An 18,866-nucleotide genomic window follows, 5' to 3' on the forward strand; every position below is an offset into this window, starting at 1 on the left:
AAGATTTGATTCTTACGCCTTTTTTATTTAAATATTTGTTGTTAATTATCAATTCGACTATTCAAAATATCTTCTGCCGAAATATCAGAATGCAATAAATCTTCCATTTTTTTCGTCATACGCTGCGCTTCTAAAGCATATCCAAACATCTTTTTCTCATAATCTTGAATGGCGTTGTCGATTGTTTTAAATTTTCCATTGGTTAAGTTTTCGGTTAAATGAAAAGCATCAAATAATCCCATATTTACGCCTTCACCCGCAAACGGAGGCATTAAATGTGCTGCGTCACCAACAAGTGTAATATTTGAATGCTCTTTCCAATCTTCTTCCAAAGAAAATAATCTTAAAGGTAAACCCGAAAATTCAGTCGAAACTGCAAAGAATTTTTTATAATCATCGCTCCAATTTTTGAATTTTTCGTTTAAAAAAGAAATCACTTCTTTATCATCTTCAAAATTGATTCCGTGATTTAAAACCCAATTTTCATCAGCTTTAAAGGAAACTCCAAAATGCACTGAACCATCGCCCATAGTATGTGTGTAAAACATTTTTTGTTCACCCATTGCCATTACATTTCCGTTATCATATTTAGGTTTAAATTCGGGATAATCTTGATCAGGATTTACAATTTCTCCTTGAATAATATAAGTTCCTGAAAGTTGAGGTTCCTGATCACTCACAAATTTTCTAGCATTTGATCTTCCACCATTTGCTACAATTACAAAATCGGCTTTGGCTGTTGCACCGTTTTTAAAATCTAAAATATATTGATTTTCTTCTTTTTCAATATTTGTTAACTGGCTGTCCCAAACAACGGTATTTTCTTGAAGGTTTTCAAGCATAATTTTTCGCAAATCGTTACGGTCAATTTCTGGTCGTGAATACGCATTTGTTTCGTCCGGCATTTCATCGGCATTGATATTTCCGTGCATGTCAGCCATTTTCTCACCAGTTGGACGTGCGTATTTATAAAACTCTTCCATTAGACCAGCTTTCTGAATCGCATATTGACCTGAACCAGAATGTATATCCAAAGTTCCGCCAGAGGTTCTAGCTTGTGCATTAATATCTCTTTCGTAAACCGTTACATCTGCACCGTTAATTTGTAAAATTCGAGCTGTTGTAAGTCCAACTGGACCACCACCAATTATGGCAATTTTTTTATTTTCTATAAGTGAAGTTTTCATTCTATTGTATTTTGATATTGTAATTGATATTGATATTGATTTTTATTAAGGAACAAGCGCTTTCAAAACCAGATTAAAAGCTTCGTCCCTAATTTCATCTGTAAAAACAAAAGGTTTTCCAGACATTGATTTCCCTTCTCTATGAAGTTCTAAAAGGGAATAAAGAGATCCATAAGCAATGCTCCAAAAAATCTCAAATGTCATAGGAAGAAGTTCTCTTTTTTCAATTGATTTTGTAATGAATCTTTCCATTTCATTTCTGAAATCAGGCGTAATTTCAGAAAGAATAGCATCTGCATAAGTAGAATGTTTTAACAGTTCAAAACAAGTAGTTTCAAGCAAATGATTAATGACAAATCTCGAACGGTTTTCCCATTGTTTTCGTAATCCGTCAACAAATGACATTTCTGAAGAAAATTCGAATAGCATTTCGTCAAAGAAATTTTGACCTATTTCAGTTCCAATTTTCTTAATCAAGTCTTCTTTGTCTGAATAATAAATATAAAGCGTTGCCACAGAAACGCCACATTCTTTCGCCAGCCGATTCATCCCAAAACCTTCTACGCCTTGTGAAACCAGCATTTCTATTGCTTTTTGTTTTACGATTTCTTCTTTATTGATATCTCTTGTTCTCATAATTTTCTGAATTATGGTACAAAGATATAAATAATAAGTGAATGTTCGCTTATTTATTTTTTTTAAGATTATAAGATGCTAAGTTTCTAAGGTTCTGAGTTTTTTTTGGTTTTTGGTTAATGGTTTATTGCTTGTGCTTTTCCGTAAATTTAAATTATAAATTTCAGCTTAAATTAAATTGCCTCCAGCTTTAGCTGGAGGTTTAAATAAGTAAGGAGAAAAGGCTTTAGCCAAATTATTTTGTATTTGTTATAAAAAAAATCATCTGAAACATTTGAATAATGTTTCAGATGATTCTATATAATAAAACTAATTTTTACATAGTTGAACTTGGTTCGGCTTCTCTTAATTTTTGATTGTCTAAAATCTTTTCTAGAAAAGGTTGTACCTGACTTTCAATTTCACTTTCTGAAATATTTAAAGCTTTTGGATCTGAAGTTAATTGAATCCAAGGTTTTGGTCCGTCGAAATTATAACTTCCGAAAACAATTACTGGAGTTCCTTTTACTTTCACATTTTCTTTGTCTTTCAGAATCCATTCATCGGCAAATTTATAAAGGTATTTTGCATCTTTTTCCTGAAGTCTTAAGCAGGAATGCGAAGCTGGATAACCAGGTAATTCATATTCGTGAAAACCAACTCCTAGTTTATTTTCGATATTGAAATTCCATTTTAAATCCCATTCGTCGTTAAAAGTACTGGTTGTTTTTTCGGCTTTCCAATTGGTAAAAAATAAACCTGTTGGCGTAGGATCTTTTTTTCTTCCCATATTTGTTGGGCCTGTACGAACTAATTCACCATTTTCGTAAGCGCCAAAAGTCTGAGTAGGATAGGAGAATATGATAACTTTTGAAACTTCTTCTAAAGCAGAAACATGAAGTGGAAATGGCATATAATAAACCAAGTCACCACTAAAATTTGCCGGAATCACCACAGAATCCAGTTTCTTGAAATTCGCTTTATCTGTTCGATTTAAAGCATAAACAAGATCCATTTTACTGCTATCGGCTTCATTTACTTTTAGCCATTCTTTAGTGTTTTGCATTTGATAAGAAACAGCAGAAGCGGGTTTTTTATATTCAATTACTTTTCTTTCTTTTTTATTTTCAGATATATGTACAGTTTCATTTCGTTTACAAGAACCTAGTAAAACTAACATCATTATAAGTAGGGCATTTGCTGAGTAATATAACTTTTTCATAGGTAGTAATTTTATGATAGTAAAGTTATAAAGAGGATAGGGCAAAGGCGTTACACAATTTTTTGAATTGGTTTCGGGATTTACATTTTGATTTATGTTATTTGGACCCTACAGGTTTTAAAAATCTGTTAGACTCTCTAATGAACCTTTAAAAACTTAAATCAATCCTTTTATTTTAGCATGCTGTAACAAAATAATAGTTTTAGCATCTACAATTTCGCCAGATTCAATCATTGCATATGCTTCATCAAAAGTATATTCCAGAACCTCAATGTTTTCTTGTTCAGAAGCCAATCCACCTCCTTCGCTAACTTTCATGCTTTCATCATACTCACCTGTGAACAGATACAGGATTTCTGTTACAGCACCTGGAGACATATAGGTTTGAACTACTTTTTGAACTTTGCTGATGCGATATCCCGTTTCTTCTTCAGTTTCTCTGATAATGCATTCTTCAGGATTATCTTCGTCTAAAAGTCCGGCGCACACTTCAATCATCATTCCGGTTTTATTTCCGTTAAGGAAACTTGGCAAACGAAATTGACGCGTTAAAATAACTGTTTTTTTTGTGGTATTATAAAGTAAAATTCCGGCTCCATTTCCTCGGTCATAAACTTCACGAACGTGAGTCTGAATTTTTTCATTTTCTTTTTGATAACTAAAAGTAACCTTATTCAGGATGTACCAATTGTCTGATAATAACTTAGTTTCTGTAACTTTAATTTCTGGATTTTTCATGGCGTAAATATTTGTATAAAAAAACGCTCTGATTATCAGAGCGTTTAAAATGTCTTATTTTGTTATTGTTTGCTTTCTGTCTGGTCCAACCGATACAATTTTGATTGGCACTCCAACTTCAGCTTCAATAAATTCGATATATTCTTTTAGCTCAATTGGTAATTGATCATAAGTTGTCAAACCAGTTAAATCAGCTTTCCATCCTTTGAACTCTTTGTAAACCGGAGTTACATTTTCTGGCTCGATGTTGTAAGGGAAATGAGAAATATTTTGTCCTTTATAATTGTATTCAGTACAAACTTTCAAAGTTTCGAATCCAGAAAGAACATCACCTTTCATCATCATTAACTGAGTAACACCATTAACTTGAACAGCATATTTTAAAGCAACTAAGTCTAACCATCCGCAACGTCTTTGTCTTCCTGTTACCGATCCAAATTCGTTACCAACTCTTGCCATTGTAGCACCAACTTCGTCAAAAAGTTCAGTTGGGAAAGGTCCGCTACCAACACGTGTAACGTAAGCTTTAAAAATTCCGTAAACTTCTTTGATTTTGTTCGGAGCAATTCCTAAACCTGTACAAGCTCCAGCAGCAGTAGTATTTGATGAAGTTACGAAAGGATACGTTCCAAAATCAACATCTAATAAAGATCCTTGAGCTCCTTCACAAAGAATAGATTTACCTGCTTTTTGAGCTTGGTACATATATTCTTCACTGTCAATGAAATCTAATTTTTTAAGTTCTTCAATAGCTTCAAAGAATTCTTTTTCTAATTCAGCTAAATTATATTGAATAGCAACATCATAAAAAGCAATCATTGCTTCATGTTTGTCTGCTAATGCTCTGTAACGCTCTTTGAAATCTTCTAATTCAACATCTCCAACACGTAAACCGTTTCTACCCGTTTTGTCCATGTAAGTTGGTCCAATTCCTTTTAAAGTAGAACCAATTTTTGCTTTTCCTTTTGATGCTTCAGAAGCAGCGTCAAGCAAACGGTGTGTTGGTAAAATTAAATGTGCTTTTCTAGAAATAATTAATTTCTTTTTGATGTCAAGGTTGAATTTTTCTAAGCCTTCAATTTCTTTTTGAAAAACTACAGGATCGATTACAACACCATTTCCGATGATGTTTACTGAATCTTTGTGGAAAATTCCAGAAGGAATAGTTCTTAATACGTGCTTGATTCCATCAAATTCTAATGTATGTCCTGCATTTGGTCCTCCTTGAAAACGTGCAATAATATCATAATTTGAGGTAAGAACGTCAACAATTTTTCCTTTACCTTCATCTCCCCATTGTAATCCTAGTAATAAATCTACGGTCATTCTGTTTTAATTTGCGTTGAGACAAGCCAAGCTGTCCTACTGATTAATGTAGTTAATTTTCTTTTTTTTTATTTTTTGAATAATTCCTTTCTGGATTATTGTTTTTGCTTTTTGTTTCCGTAGAAATACAGTGAATGATTCGTAATTTCGATATCAAATATTTCTTCGATTGTTTTTTTGATGGTCTGAATTCTTGGATCACAAAATTCAATAACTTCTCCAGAATCAGTCATGATAATATGATCATGCTGTTTGTCGAAATACGATTTCTCGTAATAAGCCTGATTTTGTCCAAATTGATGTTTTCTAACCAAAGCGCAGTCTAACAGTAACTCGATCGTGTTGTATAAAGTAGCTCTACTCACACGATAGTTTTTGTTTTTCATTTTGATATAAAGGTTTTCTATATCAAAATGCTCTTCGCTATCGTAAATTTCCTGAAGTATAGCATAACGCTCAGGAGTTTTGCGATGCCCTTTTTGCTCAAGATACATTGTAAAAACATTTTTTACAATTTCTTGATTCTTAATGTTGTCAGTTGAAATGAGTGTCATATCCGGCAAAGATAATTTTTTATTTTTAATCAATAAAAGTTTCGGCTTTAAAGTTTAACGTTCAAAATCATATCAGAGCGGTAAAAATGCAATATTTATAGGCTTTAGCAGTGATATGTTTTGGAGAATCTAAAAAACCTTAATTAACATAAATATTTTTAATTACGATAAAATTAACAAATTTCTATTTGCTTTTCGTCATGTACATGTACCAATTCCATTCCCATGTTTTTCCGTTGTCATCAGACATTGCCTGGCTCCAAACCGGATTGTCTTTATCCCTGGCATCCCAGCGAAAAACCTGAATTACATTTTTTTCTTCAAAAATATCTTTTGAGAAAAAATGCCCGATATTATTTTCGAATGAACCAACAACAGGTTTGTCTAAAACTCCTGTATTAGAATCCGACCAATAAATACTCCACAATTTGGTTTTCGGATTAAATAATCGAACCGTCATTCCTTCAAAAGGTTCTCCATCAAAAGTGGCCAGAAAATTATCAATATTGCCAATTCCGTGAAGAATTTTATACATTTCCTGAGTCGATGGAAATTCAATCCACTCTGTGCAGTTTACCAGCCTTTGTTTTAATTTTTTATTTCGAATGTTAGATTTTCCCTGAAAAAAGTCAAAATCATCTTTTGAAGAAGATTCAGAAGCGTTAATGATTAGTTCGCCATTTTCATCAAAATGGATTTTAGGAATTTCTAAGTTTTCATTTTCCATAAAAAAAATATTTAAGTTCTTTTTTTATTCTCCTATTGTGCAATTTTTAAACACATAGAAACATAGGTTTTAATTCTAAAAAAGAGGGCAAAAAGAAACTAGTTTCTAACACATAGCTTATGTTTGTTATTGTAAGTGAAACGCCTTTGTCGGCAAAGGTATCTATGTTTCTATGTGTTAAAATATTTTTTTTGACTCTCTGTTAGTAAGTATTATGTTCGATATTCTCTAGTAACTTTATCAACGCCATCTATTTTCTTGATCGCATTAATCATTTTTTTCAAAATGGTGTTATTTTTCACAATTACCGCAACTTGCCCATGAAAAATTCCAGCATCGGTACTCAAAGAAATACTTTGAATATTCACACTCATATTGTTCGAAATTACCTTCGTCAACTGGTTTGTAAGTCCTAAAACATCCATTCCAGTAATATTGATAATCGCTTTGAATTCTTCTTGAGAAGAATCAATCCATTTGGCGCTCATGATTCGGTAAGCATAATTGGACTGCATTCCAATAGCGTTTGGACAATCTTTTTTATGCACTTTTATACCTTCGTTGATCGTAACAAAACCAAAAACATCGTCACCCGGAATTGGGTTACAACATTGCGAAAGTTTGTAATCAAGTTTGTCATGTTCTGTTCCAAAAACGAGCATGTCATAATTACTGCTGATAACTGGTTTGTGAATATCCTCGTCGGCAGTATCTTTATTTCTTTTGATTTTATTTTTGAAGAAATTGATAAACGAATTGCTTTTTTGAGCAGCATAATCTTTTAACTGCTGATTTTCAATCGCGCCAATTCCAACTCTATAAAATAAATCTAAGCTTGTTTTTAATTTAAAAAAGTTAACCAGTTCGTTTGTAACTTGCTCGTTAAGTGTAACTTTTAAATGTTTTAGTTTTCGAGTAAGAAGTTCTTTTCCTTCCTCGCCAATTTTTTTCGTATTCTCGTTAAGAACGTTTTTAATCTTATTTTTTGCTCTCGAAGTAGTAACATATTCCAACCAGTTGACCGTTGGTTTTTGATTAGCTGATGTAATAACTTCAACTTGATCACCACTTTTTAATTCGTGATTTAACGGAACAAGGCGTCCATTTACACGTGTGCCTCTGGTTTTGATTCCAATTTCAGAGTGAATACTGAAAGCAAAATCCAATGAAGTAGCGCCTTTTGGCAATGATTTTATTTCTCCTTTTGGGGTGAAAATGAAAATTTCTTTAGAATATAAATTCATTTTGAAATCTTCCACAAAATCAACCGCATTCGTTTCTGGATTTTCTAAAGCTTCACGAAGCAAGTTCAGCCAAGTATCCAGACCACTTTCTTCGGTTGCTCCATTTTTGTATTTATAATGCGCTGCATAACCTTTTTCTGCAATTTCGTCCATACGCTCACTTCGAACCTGAACTTCGACCCAGCGACCTTTTGGTCCCATAACGGTTATGTGAAGTGCTTCATAACCAGTTGATTTTGGGGATGAAATCCAGTCACGTAAACGGCTCGGACTTGGTCTATAATGATCTGTTACAATCGAATAGATTTTCCATGCAATGAATTTTTCATCGTGCGGATCTGATTTATAAACAATTCGAAGTGCAAATTTGTCGTAAACTTCATCGAAACTTACATTTTGAGCACGCATTTTTCTGCGGATCGAATAAATAGATTTTGGACGGCCTTTTATAATGTAATCAATATTTTCAGTGTCCAAAGATTTCTTTAAAACATCCGAAATATCTTTGATGTAGGCATCTTGTTCCTCCTTTGTTTCTCTAATTTTGCTTACAATGTCATTGTAAACGGCAGGTTCAGTATACTTTAAACCCAAATCCTCTAATTTGGTTTTGATATTGTAAAGTCCTAAACGATGGGCGAGTGGAGCGTAAATATAAAGTGTTTCCGAAGCAATTTTCGTTTGTTTATATTCTGCCATCGAATCCATGGTCTGCATATTATGAAGACGGTCAGCCAGTTTTATTAAAATAACACGCACGTCATCATTCAGCGTCAAGATCATTTTTCTAAAATTCTCCGCTTGCATTGAAGCATTCAAATCTTTTTGGACCAAAGAAATCTTGGTCAAACCTTCAACTAATTGAGCCACTTTTGGGTTGAATAAGCGCTCAATTTCTTCAACGGTCATTGGTGTGTCTTCGACAACATCGTGTAATAAAGCCGCAGCAATAGAGGTCGCGCCCAGACCAATTTCTGAGGCAACAATTTTCGCAACTGCAATAGGATGAAATATATACGCTTCTCCCGATTTGCGTCTTTGCTCTTTGTGAGCGTCAACGGCAACGTCAAAAGCCTTCCGAATCAGTTTTTTATCGGCTGGGGTTAAAGTCTGGTAACTTATTCGAAGTAATTCCTTGTATTCCTGCGCAATCGCTTTGTTTTCTTTCTCAATATCTATTTCTATCATAACGGCATATTCAAGTACTAAAAATAAGCATTAGTTTGAATATACGCAAGGTTTTAGATTGTTGATTTTAGAATGAAGTTATTTGTTTCAAGTTTCAGGTTTCAAGTTTTTAACTATCGTTTTAAACCCCGTTTTCCAACCTGAAACTTGAAACCTGAAACTTGAAACAAAAATTACTCTTTCGAAAAATCCAAATCCTGAAAATCGTAACTAAAATCAGTTAGTTCAGAGATTGGGAGCATTTTTAGATTGGTAACTTTTCCATTTTCATCGTATTTGAAAAGTAAATGTGCATCAGCATGGAAAAAAGCATTATTCCATTTTACGACGTAATTTCCATCTTTATAAAAAGAAACTTCGCCAGCTAATTGCGGAGAGCGTTTAGAGGCAAAATAAAGTTTTCCTTTTTTCTCTGTGATCGTGATTTCTCCAAACCAATTGTCTTTGTAAGTTCCAACGATTTTAGAAAAATCAGTTTTTATTTTATCTTTTTTATTTTTAGCAACAACTGCCCAAACTTCATCTGTAACTTTGTCGGCTTTTTCTTCGTTAGCTTTCATTCTGTTGCTGTAAACGGTCACATAATCATCAGATTTAATGCCTAAATAACTGTCTTTTATAGTATTTGTAATCGCATTAAAAGCAGCACCAGATTGTTGATTTGTTAAAACAATAATTCCTAAACCAATTTCAGGAATCAAGGTCGTCTGCGTCACATTTCCTTCTAAACCTCCCGTATGTGAAACTTGTTTGTATCCTTTCACGTCGCTCAAGAACCAACCTAATCCGTAACCAGAAAAATGAGTGTTATATGGCGGTCTAGTTTTGGCAGGAATAATAGTCTGCAACTGCCACATTTCGTCATGTTCTTTTTCAGAAAATAATTGCTTGTTATCGCCATATTTTCCGTTATTGATTTGCAAAATAGCCCATTTGCTCAAATCGTTTACACTTGAATAAATTCCAGCAGCGCCATCAAAAAGTTGGTTTTCGTAACGTTTTATTGTTTTTAGTTTTCCATCAATTGGAACATGAGGCGTAATTACATTTGAAGTGTCTTTTAGGCGCTTAATTGAAGCTACACTATTTTTCATTTCCAATGGTTTCATGATGCGTTCTTCAACAAAATCTGCCCAAGTTTTTCCGCTTACAACATGAACAATTTCACCTGCAATAATATACATTAGATTGTCATAATCATATTTTGTTCTAAAGCTCGAAACTGGTTTTAAATAACGTAAATTATGAATAATATCCTGCGCTTTAAAGTCACTTCCGTCAGGCCAAATCATTAAATCTCCAGCACCAAGCCCAAGTCCGCTTCTATGAGTCAATAAATCGCGAATGGTGAATTCACGCGTTACAAAATCATCATACATTTTAAAATCCGGAAGGTATTTTACGACTTTATCATCCCATTTGATTTTACCTTCATCTACCAACATTGCTAGAGCTGCAGAAGTAAAAGCTTTACTATTTGACGCAATTCCAAAAAGTGTATTGGCATCTACTTTTTCTTGTGTTTTAATTGATTTTACACCATAACCTTTTGCGAGGACTACTTTTCCATCTTTCACAATCGCAACTGCAATTCCGGGAACATCAAAGGTTTTGATCGTTCTGTTTACCAAGTCGTCAACTTCCTGATTTGTTATTTGTGCAAAAGCTGTAAATCCCAAAAGAAATAGTAACACAGATAATTTATAATTCATAATTTAAAATTTATAATTAATTAAATCCTCTTTGGCGTTTTGCTTCGAAAATTAAAATTGCGGCAGCTACAGAAACATTCATACTGTCGATTTCGCCTTGCATAGGAATAATGATATTTTGAGTTGCTTCATCTCGCCATTGCTGAGTTAAGCCTGTTGCTTCTGTCCCGACAACCAAAGCTGTGGGTTCAGTAAAATTTTGAGTATGGTATGAAGTGGAGTTTTGTAAAGTTGCACTGTAAAAATTGATCTTTTTTTCTTTCAAAAAAGTAATGATTTCTTCTGATGTTCCAGTGGCAATTTGGTTGGTAAACAAACAACCAACACTTGAACGGACAATATTTGGGTTGTATAAATCACTTTTTGGATTAGCGATCAAAACAGCATCTAATTTTGCAGCATCAGCAGTGCGTAAAACAGCGCCAATATTTCCTGGTTTTTCCAAAGATTCAACAACAAGAATTAATGGATTTTCAGATAATTTTAAATCGGATAGTTTTAGTGATTTGGTTTTGGCTATAGCCAAAATACCTTCGGTAGTATCGCGGTAAGCCAGTTTTTGGTAAATTTCTTTATTGATTTCTATGATTTGAAATGGATTCTGAATCAGTTTGTTTATCTCGTTTTCAGAAATTAATTCGGGTAAAAATAAAACCGTTTCAATTTCGTAGCCACCTTTTATAGCTAATGAAATTTCGCGTTGACCTTCAATCAAAAATGTTCCGGTTTGTTTTCTTGCTTTGGATTTTTCCTGAAGTAAAACAAGTGATTTTATAAACGGATTTTGTACTGAAGTGATTTGTTTCATTTTTTTAAAGGCTCAAAGTTACAAAGAAACAAAGGTACAAAGGTATATGAGTTCCTGCAAGGTTTTTAAAACCTTGTAGGTTTATTAAAAAAGTTTGCCACGAATTTCACAAATTTCCACTAATTTTTTTTCAATAATACAAAAGAATTAATTCGCGAAAATTTGTGGAATTCGTGGCAAAAAAAACTATTCCTCAGTAGAATTATTTTCTTCTAATAGAACTGTTTCTTCTTCAGGTTTTCTTACGACTTGATCTTTGCTTCCAAAAAAGAATTTTTTCACAGCTGCAAAAGCGGCTACAATTCCAATTACAATAACTTTTGCAAATTTTGCCAGAATAGCAAAGAATCCAACTTTTGCCAATACTTTTCCAGCAACTAAACCACCAATTGTCCAAGCAGCAACAGTATCTGTGTCGGCATCAAAATCTAAATATTTGTTTCCGTCATTAAATTCAACACTTTGAATAATTCCCGGAATACTTGCTTTTACTTCCGCAAGCTGATTAACTCCAGCTACAGCAGAAATATTGTACATTCCTTTACGACCTAAAACTCTTAAATCGTAGTTTAAGGTATGCGCTTTATCTTGACCAAACTGCAGTTCTTTTGCCCAATGAAGCACTTTTAAAGTATTGTCATAATAAGGTTTAGATGCCCATCCAATTAATTGAACTTCAGGATATCCGCCTTTTTTTCGTTCTTCATTTTCAGCTGCAACATCTTCTTTCATAGTTTTAAGAAGATCATCATAATCAATTTCACCCGCATCGTCGTCTTTTACATAACCATCGCCTTGATAACTGATTACAAACATCCAGCTGTCAGCGTGTGTAACTCCTTTTCCGTCAGGAACAAGAGAGCCAAGAATCGATTTGTCCTCTGGATTTCCCCATAAGTCACTTAATACTTTTTGAGTTTGCGCTCCGTTTAAGAATTTAAAACCTTTAGGAACATTTAAAGTTCCATCGCCTTCAGGAAGTTTGATTTTTCCTGATTCATAAGTAAAAGATTTTTCAATCTTGTCATAAAAAGCAACAAGTGTATCTGCTTGCGCATTGATTTTTGAAATGGAAATCAGCCATACAAAAAGAAAAAGTAGAATTTTTTTCATTTGGGGTTAGTTAAAATGGTTAATTATTTATGGTTTTTATTTGGTTTGAAATAATTCTGAAATCTCTTTTTCGACAGGATGGTCAGCTGTAAAATTGTAGCCTAAAACTTTGGCAATAGTTTGAGCAAATTGCTTTTGATAAATTTGAGATTCTGTTTTGATTTCGCCTTTTGCAGCAATTTCTGGCCCCATTGCGGCGAACCAAATTTGCGATGCGCCTTCAACATCAGAACCATGATCTGTCCATTGTGCTTTTACTTTGTCACCACGGCCGTGATCAACGGTTATAAAAATTGTTGTTTTGTTCTTGTACTGAGGATCATTTTGAACAAAATTCCAGATTTCTTGAATCCATTTATCCACTTGATTTGCTGCGTCTAGATACGAACGATATTGCCCATGATGTGCCCATTCATCAGTTTCGCCGTATGCGATATAGAGTGTTTTTGGTTTTTTAGTTTTCAGCTCGTCCATAGCCTGATAATGTGTAAAAACATCCAGACATTCATCTAAATGAAAAGGCTTAAAGGAGTTGTCGCGCATTTCATTTAATAAATTTTGAGTTGCAGTTGGTTTATTTCCGCCCACTTTATCAAAAGCCGATATGACAGGAAAACCGCTTCTTTCTTCGTTTAAAATTCGGTCAAAAGCGTCCCACGCACCAAAAGCGGCTACTTTTCCTTTGAGTTTTGATTGGTGGTTTAAAAATTCTAAAACATTGACATTCGGATTGGCTTTGTAACCATTTGAATTCACTTTTAAATCGACATTTCCAGTCATGATTTCACTGTAGCCAGGATAACTGAACCAATACGGATTGGCAACATCAACCTTATTTCCTAAATCTCGGTTTCCATAAATTTGCCCTTTCGACGCAATTTCAGACCAGAAAAAAGGCATCAGTTTTTTACGTGCTTCTTTAATATCGGCACTTCCATATTTTTTATAAACATAAGTGCTGTCTCCTTGGTTGAATTTTTTGTCATTGGCAATCAAAGGATCTAACCCTTTAAAAACTTCCTGCCATCTAAATCCGTCAGTGGTTATAATGATGATGTTTTCTGTTTTTTGTGCAAAAGATTTTCCACTTAATAAAATGAACAGAATTAGGATTGCTTTTTTCATTTTTAATTAGTTTGAAATTACATTGTTTAGGTGCAAATTTTTTCAAAACTAATTAATTTAATGAAGCAAATTTTACGGTTTAACGTAATGTAACTTTAAATTAATAGAAGGTAAAGAGAGAATGCATGTTGAATAAGAAATAGTTATTTACTTCTGCCTTGTTCTAGTTTTACTTTTAGTATTTCAATCAGTTTTTTTATTCCTACTAAAGTCCCTTTGTACATTTGTTTTTCTTTGAAATAAGGAATAAATGAATTGTCAATTATTGATTTGGTTTCTTCATCAGTTAAAATTGATTCAATTCCTGTACCGTTTTCAATTCTTATCTTTCTTGACTTTTTCGAAATTCCAATTAATATTCCATTGTTAAGTTCTTTTTTTCCAATGCCAATCCAGTTCGCAACAAATAAAGTGTTTTGATGGAAGTCTTCGTCTGATTTGTATTTTTCATCAAATGTGATAATAGCAATTTCGATTGAAGTAGCTTTTTCAAAATCTAAAATAAGATTGTTTAATTCTTTAGTTTCAGTTTGATCAAAAAGTTTTTCAAAATCCAGAACAAATGTTTTCTCTACAATAGTATCATATTGGAATTTAAAATAACGTTCATCATTTTCTTTCGACTGACAATAAATAAGACTTGTAAATAAGAGTAAGGAATTTAAAATTATTTTTTTCACGATTTCTTTTTTACCAATATACATTTCACAAAAAGCATTTTACAATACTTTACAAAATTCCTCTAGCCTTAATTTCCAGATATTTATTAATAGCATCCAAAGTCAGGTTTTCAGGCTGCGTTAAAACCGAATGAATTCCGTATTTCTTTAATTCATTGACAATTAATCGTTTTTCGAACATGAATTTTTCAGCAATTATTTTGTCGTAAACTTCTTGAATTGTATCTGTTTTTTTATTGATAATGCTATTTAGTTCTGTATTCTGAAAGAAAACGACAACTAATAAATGGCTTTTTGCAATTCCTTTTAAATACGGCAATTGCCGGTTTAAACCGTCCATAGTTTCGAAATTTGTGTACAGAATAATTAAACTTCTTTGGTTGATGTTTTTCTTGATGTCAACATACAATCGGCTGTAATCGCTTTCAAAAAAATCGGTTTTGATATTGTAAAGCGTTTCCAGGATTTTTTGCATCTGCGAACCTCTTTTTTCGGCGTAAACTCGGTTTTCTACTTTTTTAGAGAAAGAGAAAAGGCCCGCTTTATCTTGTTTTTTCAAAATTACATTTGATAAAACCAAAGTCGAATTTATAGCGTAATCCAACAAACTTAAACCATCAAAAGGCATTTGCATCACGCGCCCTTTATCAATTGCCATGTAAACCGACTGCGATTTTTCGTCTTGAAACTGGTTGACCATCAAAGCATTTTTCTTTGCTGTTGCTTTCCAGTTTATCGTTCGCAAATCATCGCCTTGAACATATTCTTTAATTTGCTCGAATTCCATTGTATGGCCAATTCGGCGGATTTTCTTGATTCCGTATTGATATAAGTTATTTGAAAAAGCCAATAAATCGTATTTTCTTAGCTGAATATATGACGGATACGTCGGAACCATCTGCTCATTATTAAACGTAAATCTTCTAGAAATCAATCGTAAGGGTGAAGAAACGTAAATATTTAAATAGCCAAAATAATATTCCCCGCGTTCTGTTGGACGCAAATCGTATCCTACTTCTTTTTGTTCAGAAGCTTTTACCGATTTTATAAGTTTAAAATCACGAACCTGAAACTGAACTGGAATTTCATCAATTATTTTTACAGAAACCGGAAAAGTATAATGATTTTTCAGAACGAGAGTTATCGGATTTAAATCTCCGTTTGATAATTTTTCAGGTGTAACTCGGTCTGCTTCAAATCCAGTTTTTGTCAAATACAAAAGCAAAATATCAAGTACCAAAAAAGTAATCAAAACCAAAACCCCAAACCAAACCGCATTATAAATATTCGGAAAAATAAAAGCACAGACAAACAATCCTATTAAGCCCGCAAGCACATAGAAAAAGAAGTTGTTGAGATATAGACTTTTTATGAATTTCATTTTTTTAGTTTTCAGTCACGGTTTTCAGTGTTCAGTGTTCAGTATTTAGTATTCAGTCGCAGTTTTCAGTCTCAGTCGCAATTTTCAGTTTTCAGTCTCCAGTTTTGAACTGTGACTGTAAACTGAGACCGAGACTGACCACTCAAAAACTGAACACTGAACACTTAATACTTATCGTGGAATCTCGACTGTTTCAATAATCTGTTTAATAATTTCTGAACTTGTAATTCCTTCCATTTCTCTTTCTGGCGATACAATTACACGGTGCTGTAAAACAGGAATCGCAGCATCTTTAATGTCTTCAGGAGTAACAAAATCGCGTCCGCGAATGGCAGCGAAACCTTTTGCAGCGTTCAAAATTGCAATCGAGGCACGAGGCGATGCACCTAAATATAAAAACGCATTTTCTCTTGTATTAACAACAATTCGAGCAATGTATTCTAATAAATTTGGCTCCACTCTGATTTGTTTTACCAAAGCCTGATATTGCTTAATTTCTGAAGCAGAAAGAACAGCTTTTATGGCTTCTAATTTGCCATGATTCTCTAATAAATGTTCACGCTGAATAATCAGGATTTCTTCATTTAATTTTGGATAATCAATCGCAATTTTGAATAAAAAACGGTCTAATTGCGCTTCAGGCAAACGATAAGTTCCTTCCTGCTCAATTGGGTTTTGTGTTGCAATAACTAAAAATGGAGTGTCAAGCTGATATGCGGTACCATCGATTGTAATTTGGCGTTCTTCCATAACTTCAAAAAGAGCGGCCTGTGTTTTTGCTGGCGCACGATTTATCTCGTCTATCAGAATTAAATTTGAAAAAATAGGACCTTTTTTAAACTCAAATTCTGAGCTTTTTAAATTAAAAACCGAAGTTCCTAAAATATCTGAAGGCATTAAATCCGGCGTAAACTGAATTCGACTGAAATCAATATTTATGGCTTTTGCCAATAGTTTTGCCGTAATCGTTTTTGCAACTCCCGGAACACCTTCTAATAATACATGTCCGTTTGATAAAACTGCAACTAAAAGCTGATCGATCATTTTGTGTTGTCCCACAATTACGGTTTCGATTTCTTTTTTAATGGCAGTAACGTGCTCTAAAAGCGGCGCTAAATTTATTCGGGTTTCAAAATTCACATTTTCGTTTGTGATTTCGTTTTCTGTGATGTTATTTTCTTCCATGTTTTGGCTGGTTTTCTTTTTGATTTTTTCTTTGTTCTTGCCTCTTTCTTCTGTTGAACATATTAGTTAGTGGCAAAAACTTTTTATCTAATGTATAATTTTTTCGATTGCATTATTAATTCGGATTAAATCTTCTTCAAGACTTCCGTGATAGCTTTTTCTGTGTTCGTTGATTAAAAAAACTAGCTCTTGAATATCGGTAATGTTTTTACCCGTTTTTAGATGCAGTTTTTTAATAAAATCGTCATCAAGTTTTGTGGTATCCATCAAATATTCGTTTCGCATTTTTTCAAGAAAATAGATGATTTTCTTGTCAATAATATTAGTATGATCGCCTTCTTGATAATATAGATTTCCAATTGTCTTTGTAAAGTCAACGGTTAAATTAGCGAGCGGTTTTACAATTGGGACAATACGTTGTTTTCTTTTAGCATTGAAAAATATAAAAATTAACAAGCCTAATAAACTCAAGAGATATGCCCATTTTAAAGCCGGCTGACTAAAAATATAACGTAATGGTGAACTTGAAACGGATTCATTATTTTGTCCTTTCGTGTACCAAAAAACATCTCCTTTGGGGATATAAGATAGTACATCTTCAGCATACTGAGAATGATTGTCTTTCAGCAAATGATAATTTGTAAAAGCAGCAGGCTGGGTGTGTAGATAAAAATAACCACCGTTGTATCTAACTTTTATAAAATTGACATGTTTTTCTTTTTTTTCTTTACTCTGATACCCCAAAACAGTGGTTTCTAAAGTGTCAATTTTTGAAAAATAATCTTCAACAGATTGTTTAAAAGCATATTTTTTACCGCTTATTTTTTGATTTGCCACCCAAATCGCTGTATTGCTATAGCGCTTCAAATCTGTTTGAACCTCTAGTTTTAAACTGTCAAGCAAGATTTTTGGGAAATTCCTCATGCTTAAAAAGGCATTGTTTCCTCGTGACACAAAATAAAAAAGTTCTTTCACCGATTGTTCATCGATATCTCCATCGGCGGCAATATTCAAAAATGTACCTTTTATTCGATAATCTTCAACTAGTGTATCAGGATTATACTTTGAATCTAAATATTCATAAGGTGTAACCGTAACGATTCTTTCTATTTTTTGATCTTTTAAAAGGCTTTTGATTTCATGGTCAAAAACATACAATCCATACGGAATTTTATCATGTACAGAGAAAGTTGGGCGCCAGTCAATAGGTTTTGGCTGTCCTTTGTCAACCAGTAAGATTATTGCCAATAGAAAAACCAGTACGCCTATGTAAATTTTAATAGATTTATTCATGGCTAAAGGTTTTTATGGCATTTTTGAATCGGTTTTCGGCTTTTAAGAAAATGGTGGTATTAATGTCAAATTCTCCATACCAAATGTAATTGTACAAATATGATAAATAAGTGAATTCTTCTTTATGAACAGGACTTTGAATCTCGTATAAATAATCGGTATTTGTTTTTTCAATATCCCATTCTATATAATGATTTTGTGCCATTACTTTCAATAGCCATAGATAATAGTAGCGAATAGCGATTCGTTTTTGATCTGATTCGATATTTTCTTTTATCAGTTTTTCAAAATCTAAAAGATGAATATTTTTCTCGGTATCAGAATAATAAATGGTTCGTTTTTGAGAATTTTTGCCAAAAATCCATTGACCTTCCTTATTGATCAAAGCTTTTACAATCAAAAATATAACCACAATAATGATTATAGCGGCCAAGGTTTTAAAAAGAATTGCAACAAAATTAACCGATGCCTCAGGATTGCTGAAAGTGAATATTCTTCTGAAAATACTCGCAAGCCATTCCATAAAATCATCCCACAATGTTTTTTCTGGAGCTTTAGTCTCGTAAACAAAATCAGAACCTTTATAGTTTTCTTTGAAATCTTTTTTGAATGTTTTTACAGGAATTGCAGCAGAGTCAACTTTAATATCTTTTTCGGTGTATTTAATTGAGGCGATTTTTGGCGGTTCTTCGGTAACAAGAGAATCTTGTGCATTTGAAAAACTGCAGCAAAAAACAAAAAGTAAAATGAAGAAAATTTTATTCATTA

Annotated in this window: 17 protein-coding genes; all 17 read right to left on the bottom strand. The window is 33.1% G+C overall.

Features of this window, described 5'->3' with window-relative positions; all coding sequences use genetic code 11:
• Positions 1-41: 41 nt before the first annotated feature.
• Complete coding sequence (locus RB619_RS00675; RefSeq protein ID WP_308092812.1) at positions 42-1,187, bottom strand: NAD(P)/FAD-dependent oxidoreductase; 1,146 nt, start codon at positions 1,185-1,187, stop codon at positions 42-44.
• Positions 1,188-1,232: 45 nt separating this feature from the next.
• Entirely contained in the window at positions 1,233-1,823 is a 591-nt protein-coding gene (locus RB619_RS00680) for a TetR/AcrR family transcriptional regulator (RefSeq protein WP_308092814.1), read from the bottom strand.
• 316 nt (positions 1,824-2,139) lie between these two features.
• The gene (locus tag RB619_RS00685; RefSeq protein ID WP_308092816.1) at positions 2,140-3,024 is read right to left on the bottom strand and encodes a L,D-transpeptidase; all 885 of its coding nucleotides are present in this window, start codon (positions 3,022-3,024) and stop codon (positions 2,140-2,142) included.
• A gap of 156 nt (positions 3,025-3,180) precedes the next feature.
• Complete coding sequence (locus tag RB619_RS00690; RefSeq protein ID WP_308092818.1) at positions 3,181-3,762, bottom strand: NUDIX domain-containing protein; 582 nt, start codon at positions 3,760-3,762, stop codon at positions 3,181-3,183.
• Between the two features lie 54 nt (positions 3,763-3,816).
• Positions 3,817-5,088 carry an adenylosuccinate synthase gene (locus tag RB619_RS00695; protein ID WP_308092820.1) on the bottom strand — a complete coding sequence of 424 codons (1,272 nt, stop codon included), beginning with the start codon at positions 5,086-5,088 and terminating at the stop codon, positions 3,817-3,819.
• A 95-nt stretch (positions 5,089-5,183) separates the two neighbouring features.
• On the bottom strand, positions 5,184-5,642 hold the full coding sequence (locus RB619_RS00700; RefSeq protein WP_308092822.1) for a transcriptional repressor: 459 nt from the start codon (positions 5,640-5,642) through the stop codon (positions 5,184-5,186).
• A 184-nt stretch (positions 5,643-5,826) separates the two neighbouring features.
• Positions 5,827-6,369 carry a hypothetical protein gene (locus RB619_RS00705; RefSeq protein WP_308092825.1) on the bottom strand — a complete coding sequence of 181 codons (543 nt, stop codon included), beginning with the start codon at positions 6,367-6,369 and terminating at the stop codon, positions 5,827-5,829.
• A gap of 212 nt (positions 6,370-6,581) precedes the next feature.
• Positions 6,582-8,801, bottom strand: coding sequence for a RelA/SpoT family protein (locus tag RB619_RS00710; protein WP_308092832.1), 2,220 nt, complete (start codon positions 8,799-8,801; stop codon positions 6,582-6,584).
• Between the two features lie 173 nt (positions 8,802-8,974).
• Positions 8,975-10,513: a serine hydrolase gene (locus tag RB619_RS00715; RefSeq protein WP_308092834.1), complete on the bottom strand. Its 1,539-nt coding sequence runs from the start codon at positions 10,511-10,513 to the stop codon at positions 8,975-8,977.
• Positions 10,514-10,529: 16 nt separating this feature from the next.
• Positions 10,530-11,321, bottom strand: a complete 792-nt coding sequence (locus RB619_RS00720) for an RNA methyltransferase (protein ID WP_308092836.1) — start codon at positions 11,319-11,321, stop codon at positions 10,530-10,532.
• A 186-nt stretch (positions 11,322-11,507) separates the two neighbouring features.
• Positions 11,508-12,434 carry a DUF2167 domain-containing protein gene (locus tag RB619_RS00725; protein WP_308092842.1) on the bottom strand — a complete coding sequence of 309 codons (927 nt, stop codon included), beginning with the start codon at positions 12,432-12,434 and terminating at the stop codon, positions 11,508-11,510.
• A gap of 36 nt (positions 12,435-12,470) precedes the next feature.
• Positions 12,471-13,559, bottom strand: a complete 1,089-nt coding sequence (locus RB619_RS00730; RefSeq protein WP_308092848.1) for a phosphoglyceromutase — start codon at positions 13,557-13,559, stop codon at positions 12,471-12,473.
• A gap of 143 nt (positions 13,560-13,702) precedes the next feature.
• Complete coding sequence (locus RB619_RS00735; protein ID WP_308092851.1) at positions 13,703-14,239, bottom strand: TPM domain-containing protein; 537 nt, start codon at positions 14,237-14,239, stop codon at positions 13,703-13,705.
• Between the two features lie 49 nt (positions 14,240-14,288).
• Positions 14,289-15,620, bottom strand: coding sequence for a DUF58 domain-containing protein (locus tag RB619_RS00740; protein ID WP_308092853.1), 1,332 nt, complete (start codon positions 15,618-15,620; stop codon positions 14,289-14,291).
• 171 nt (positions 15,621-15,791) lie between these two features.
• On the bottom strand, positions 15,792-16,805 hold the full coding sequence (locus RB619_RS00745; protein WP_308092855.1) for a MoxR family ATPase: 1,014 nt from the start codon (positions 16,803-16,805) through the stop codon (positions 15,792-15,794).
• 87 nt (positions 16,806-16,892) lie between these two features.
• Complete coding sequence (locus RB619_RS00750; protein WP_308092858.1) at positions 16,893-18,098, bottom strand: DUF4350 domain-containing protein; 1,206 nt, start codon at positions 18,096-18,098, stop codon at positions 16,893-16,895.
• Positions 18,091-18,864: a DUF4129 domain-containing protein gene (locus tag RB619_RS00755; protein ID WP_308092863.1), complete on the bottom strand. Its 774-nt coding sequence runs from the start codon at positions 18,862-18,864 to the stop codon at positions 18,091-18,093. Before RB619_RS00755 ends, RB619_RS00750 begins: the two co-directional genes overlap by 8 nt.
• Between the last annotated feature and the right edge of the window lie 2 nt (positions 18,865-18,866).

The organism is Flavobacterium sp. LHD-80, from assembly GCF_030929605.1.
Classification (GTDB): domain Bacteria; phylum Bacteroidota; class Bacteroidia; order Flavobacteriales; family Flavobacteriaceae; genus Flavobacterium.

Bases quoted from the DNA above. Each gene is read 5' to 3' on its own strand.
- RB619_RS00700 (WP_308092822.1), bottom strand. From the start codon at position 5,642: ATGACACTCATTTCAACTGACAACATTAAGAATCAAGAAATTGTAAAA.
- RB619_RS00725 (WP_308092842.1), bottom strand. From the start codon at position 12,434: ATGAAAAAAATTCTACTTTTTCTTTTTGTATGGCTGATTTCCATTTCA.
- RB619_RS00695 (WP_308092820.1), bottom strand. From the start codon at position 5,088: ATGACCGTAGATTTATTACTAGGATTACAATGGGGAGATGAAGGTAAA.
- RB619_RS00715 (WP_308092834.1), bottom strand. From the start codon at position 10,513: ATGAATTATAAATTATCTGTGTTACTATTTCTTTTGGGATTTACAGCT.
- RB619_RS00750 (WP_308092858.1), bottom strand. From the start codon at position 18,098: ATGAATAAATCTATTAAAATTTACATAGGCGTACTGGTTTTTCTATTG.
- RB619_RS00745 (WP_308092855.1), bottom strand. From the start codon at position 16,805: ATGGAAGAAAATAACATCACAGAAAACGAAATCACAAACGAAAATGTG.
- RB619_RS00705 (WP_308092825.1), bottom strand. From the start codon at position 6,369: ATGGAAAATGAAAACTTAGAAATTCCTAAAATCCATTTTGATGAAAAT.
- RB619_RS00680 (WP_308092814.1), bottom strand. From the start codon at position 1,823: ATGAGAACAAGAGATATCAATAAAGAAGAAATCGTAAAACAAAAAGCA.
- RB619_RS00710 (WP_308092832.1), bottom strand. From the start codon at position 8,801: ATGATAGAAATAGATATTGAGAAAGAAAACAAAGCGATTGCGCAGGAA.
- RB619_RS00755 (WP_308092863.1), bottom strand. From the start codon at position 18,864: ATGAATAAAATTTTCTTCATTTTACTTTTTGTTTTTTGCTGCAGTTTT.
- RB619_RS00730 (WP_308092848.1), bottom strand. From the start codon at position 13,559: ATGAAAAAAGCAATCCTAATTCTGTTCATTTTATTAAGTGGAAAATCT.
- RB619_RS00740 (WP_308092853.1), bottom strand. From the start codon at position 15,620: ATGAAATTCATAAAAAGTCTATATCTCAACAACTTCTTTTTCTATGTG.
- RB619_RS00685 (WP_308092816.1), bottom strand. From the start codon at position 3,024: ATGAAAAAGTTATATTACTCAGCAAATGCCCTACTTATAATGATGTTA.
- RB619_RS00720 (WP_308092836.1), bottom strand. From the start codon at position 11,321: ATGAAACAAATCACTTCAGTACAAAATCCGTTTATAAAATCACTTGTT.
- RB619_RS00690 (WP_308092818.1), bottom strand. From the start codon at position 3,762: ATGAAAAATCCAGAAATTAAAGTTACAGAAACTAAGTTATTATCAGAC.
- RB619_RS00675 (WP_308092812.1), bottom strand. From the start codon at position 1,187: ATGAAAACTTCACTTATAGAAAATAAAAAAATTGCCATAATTGGTGGT.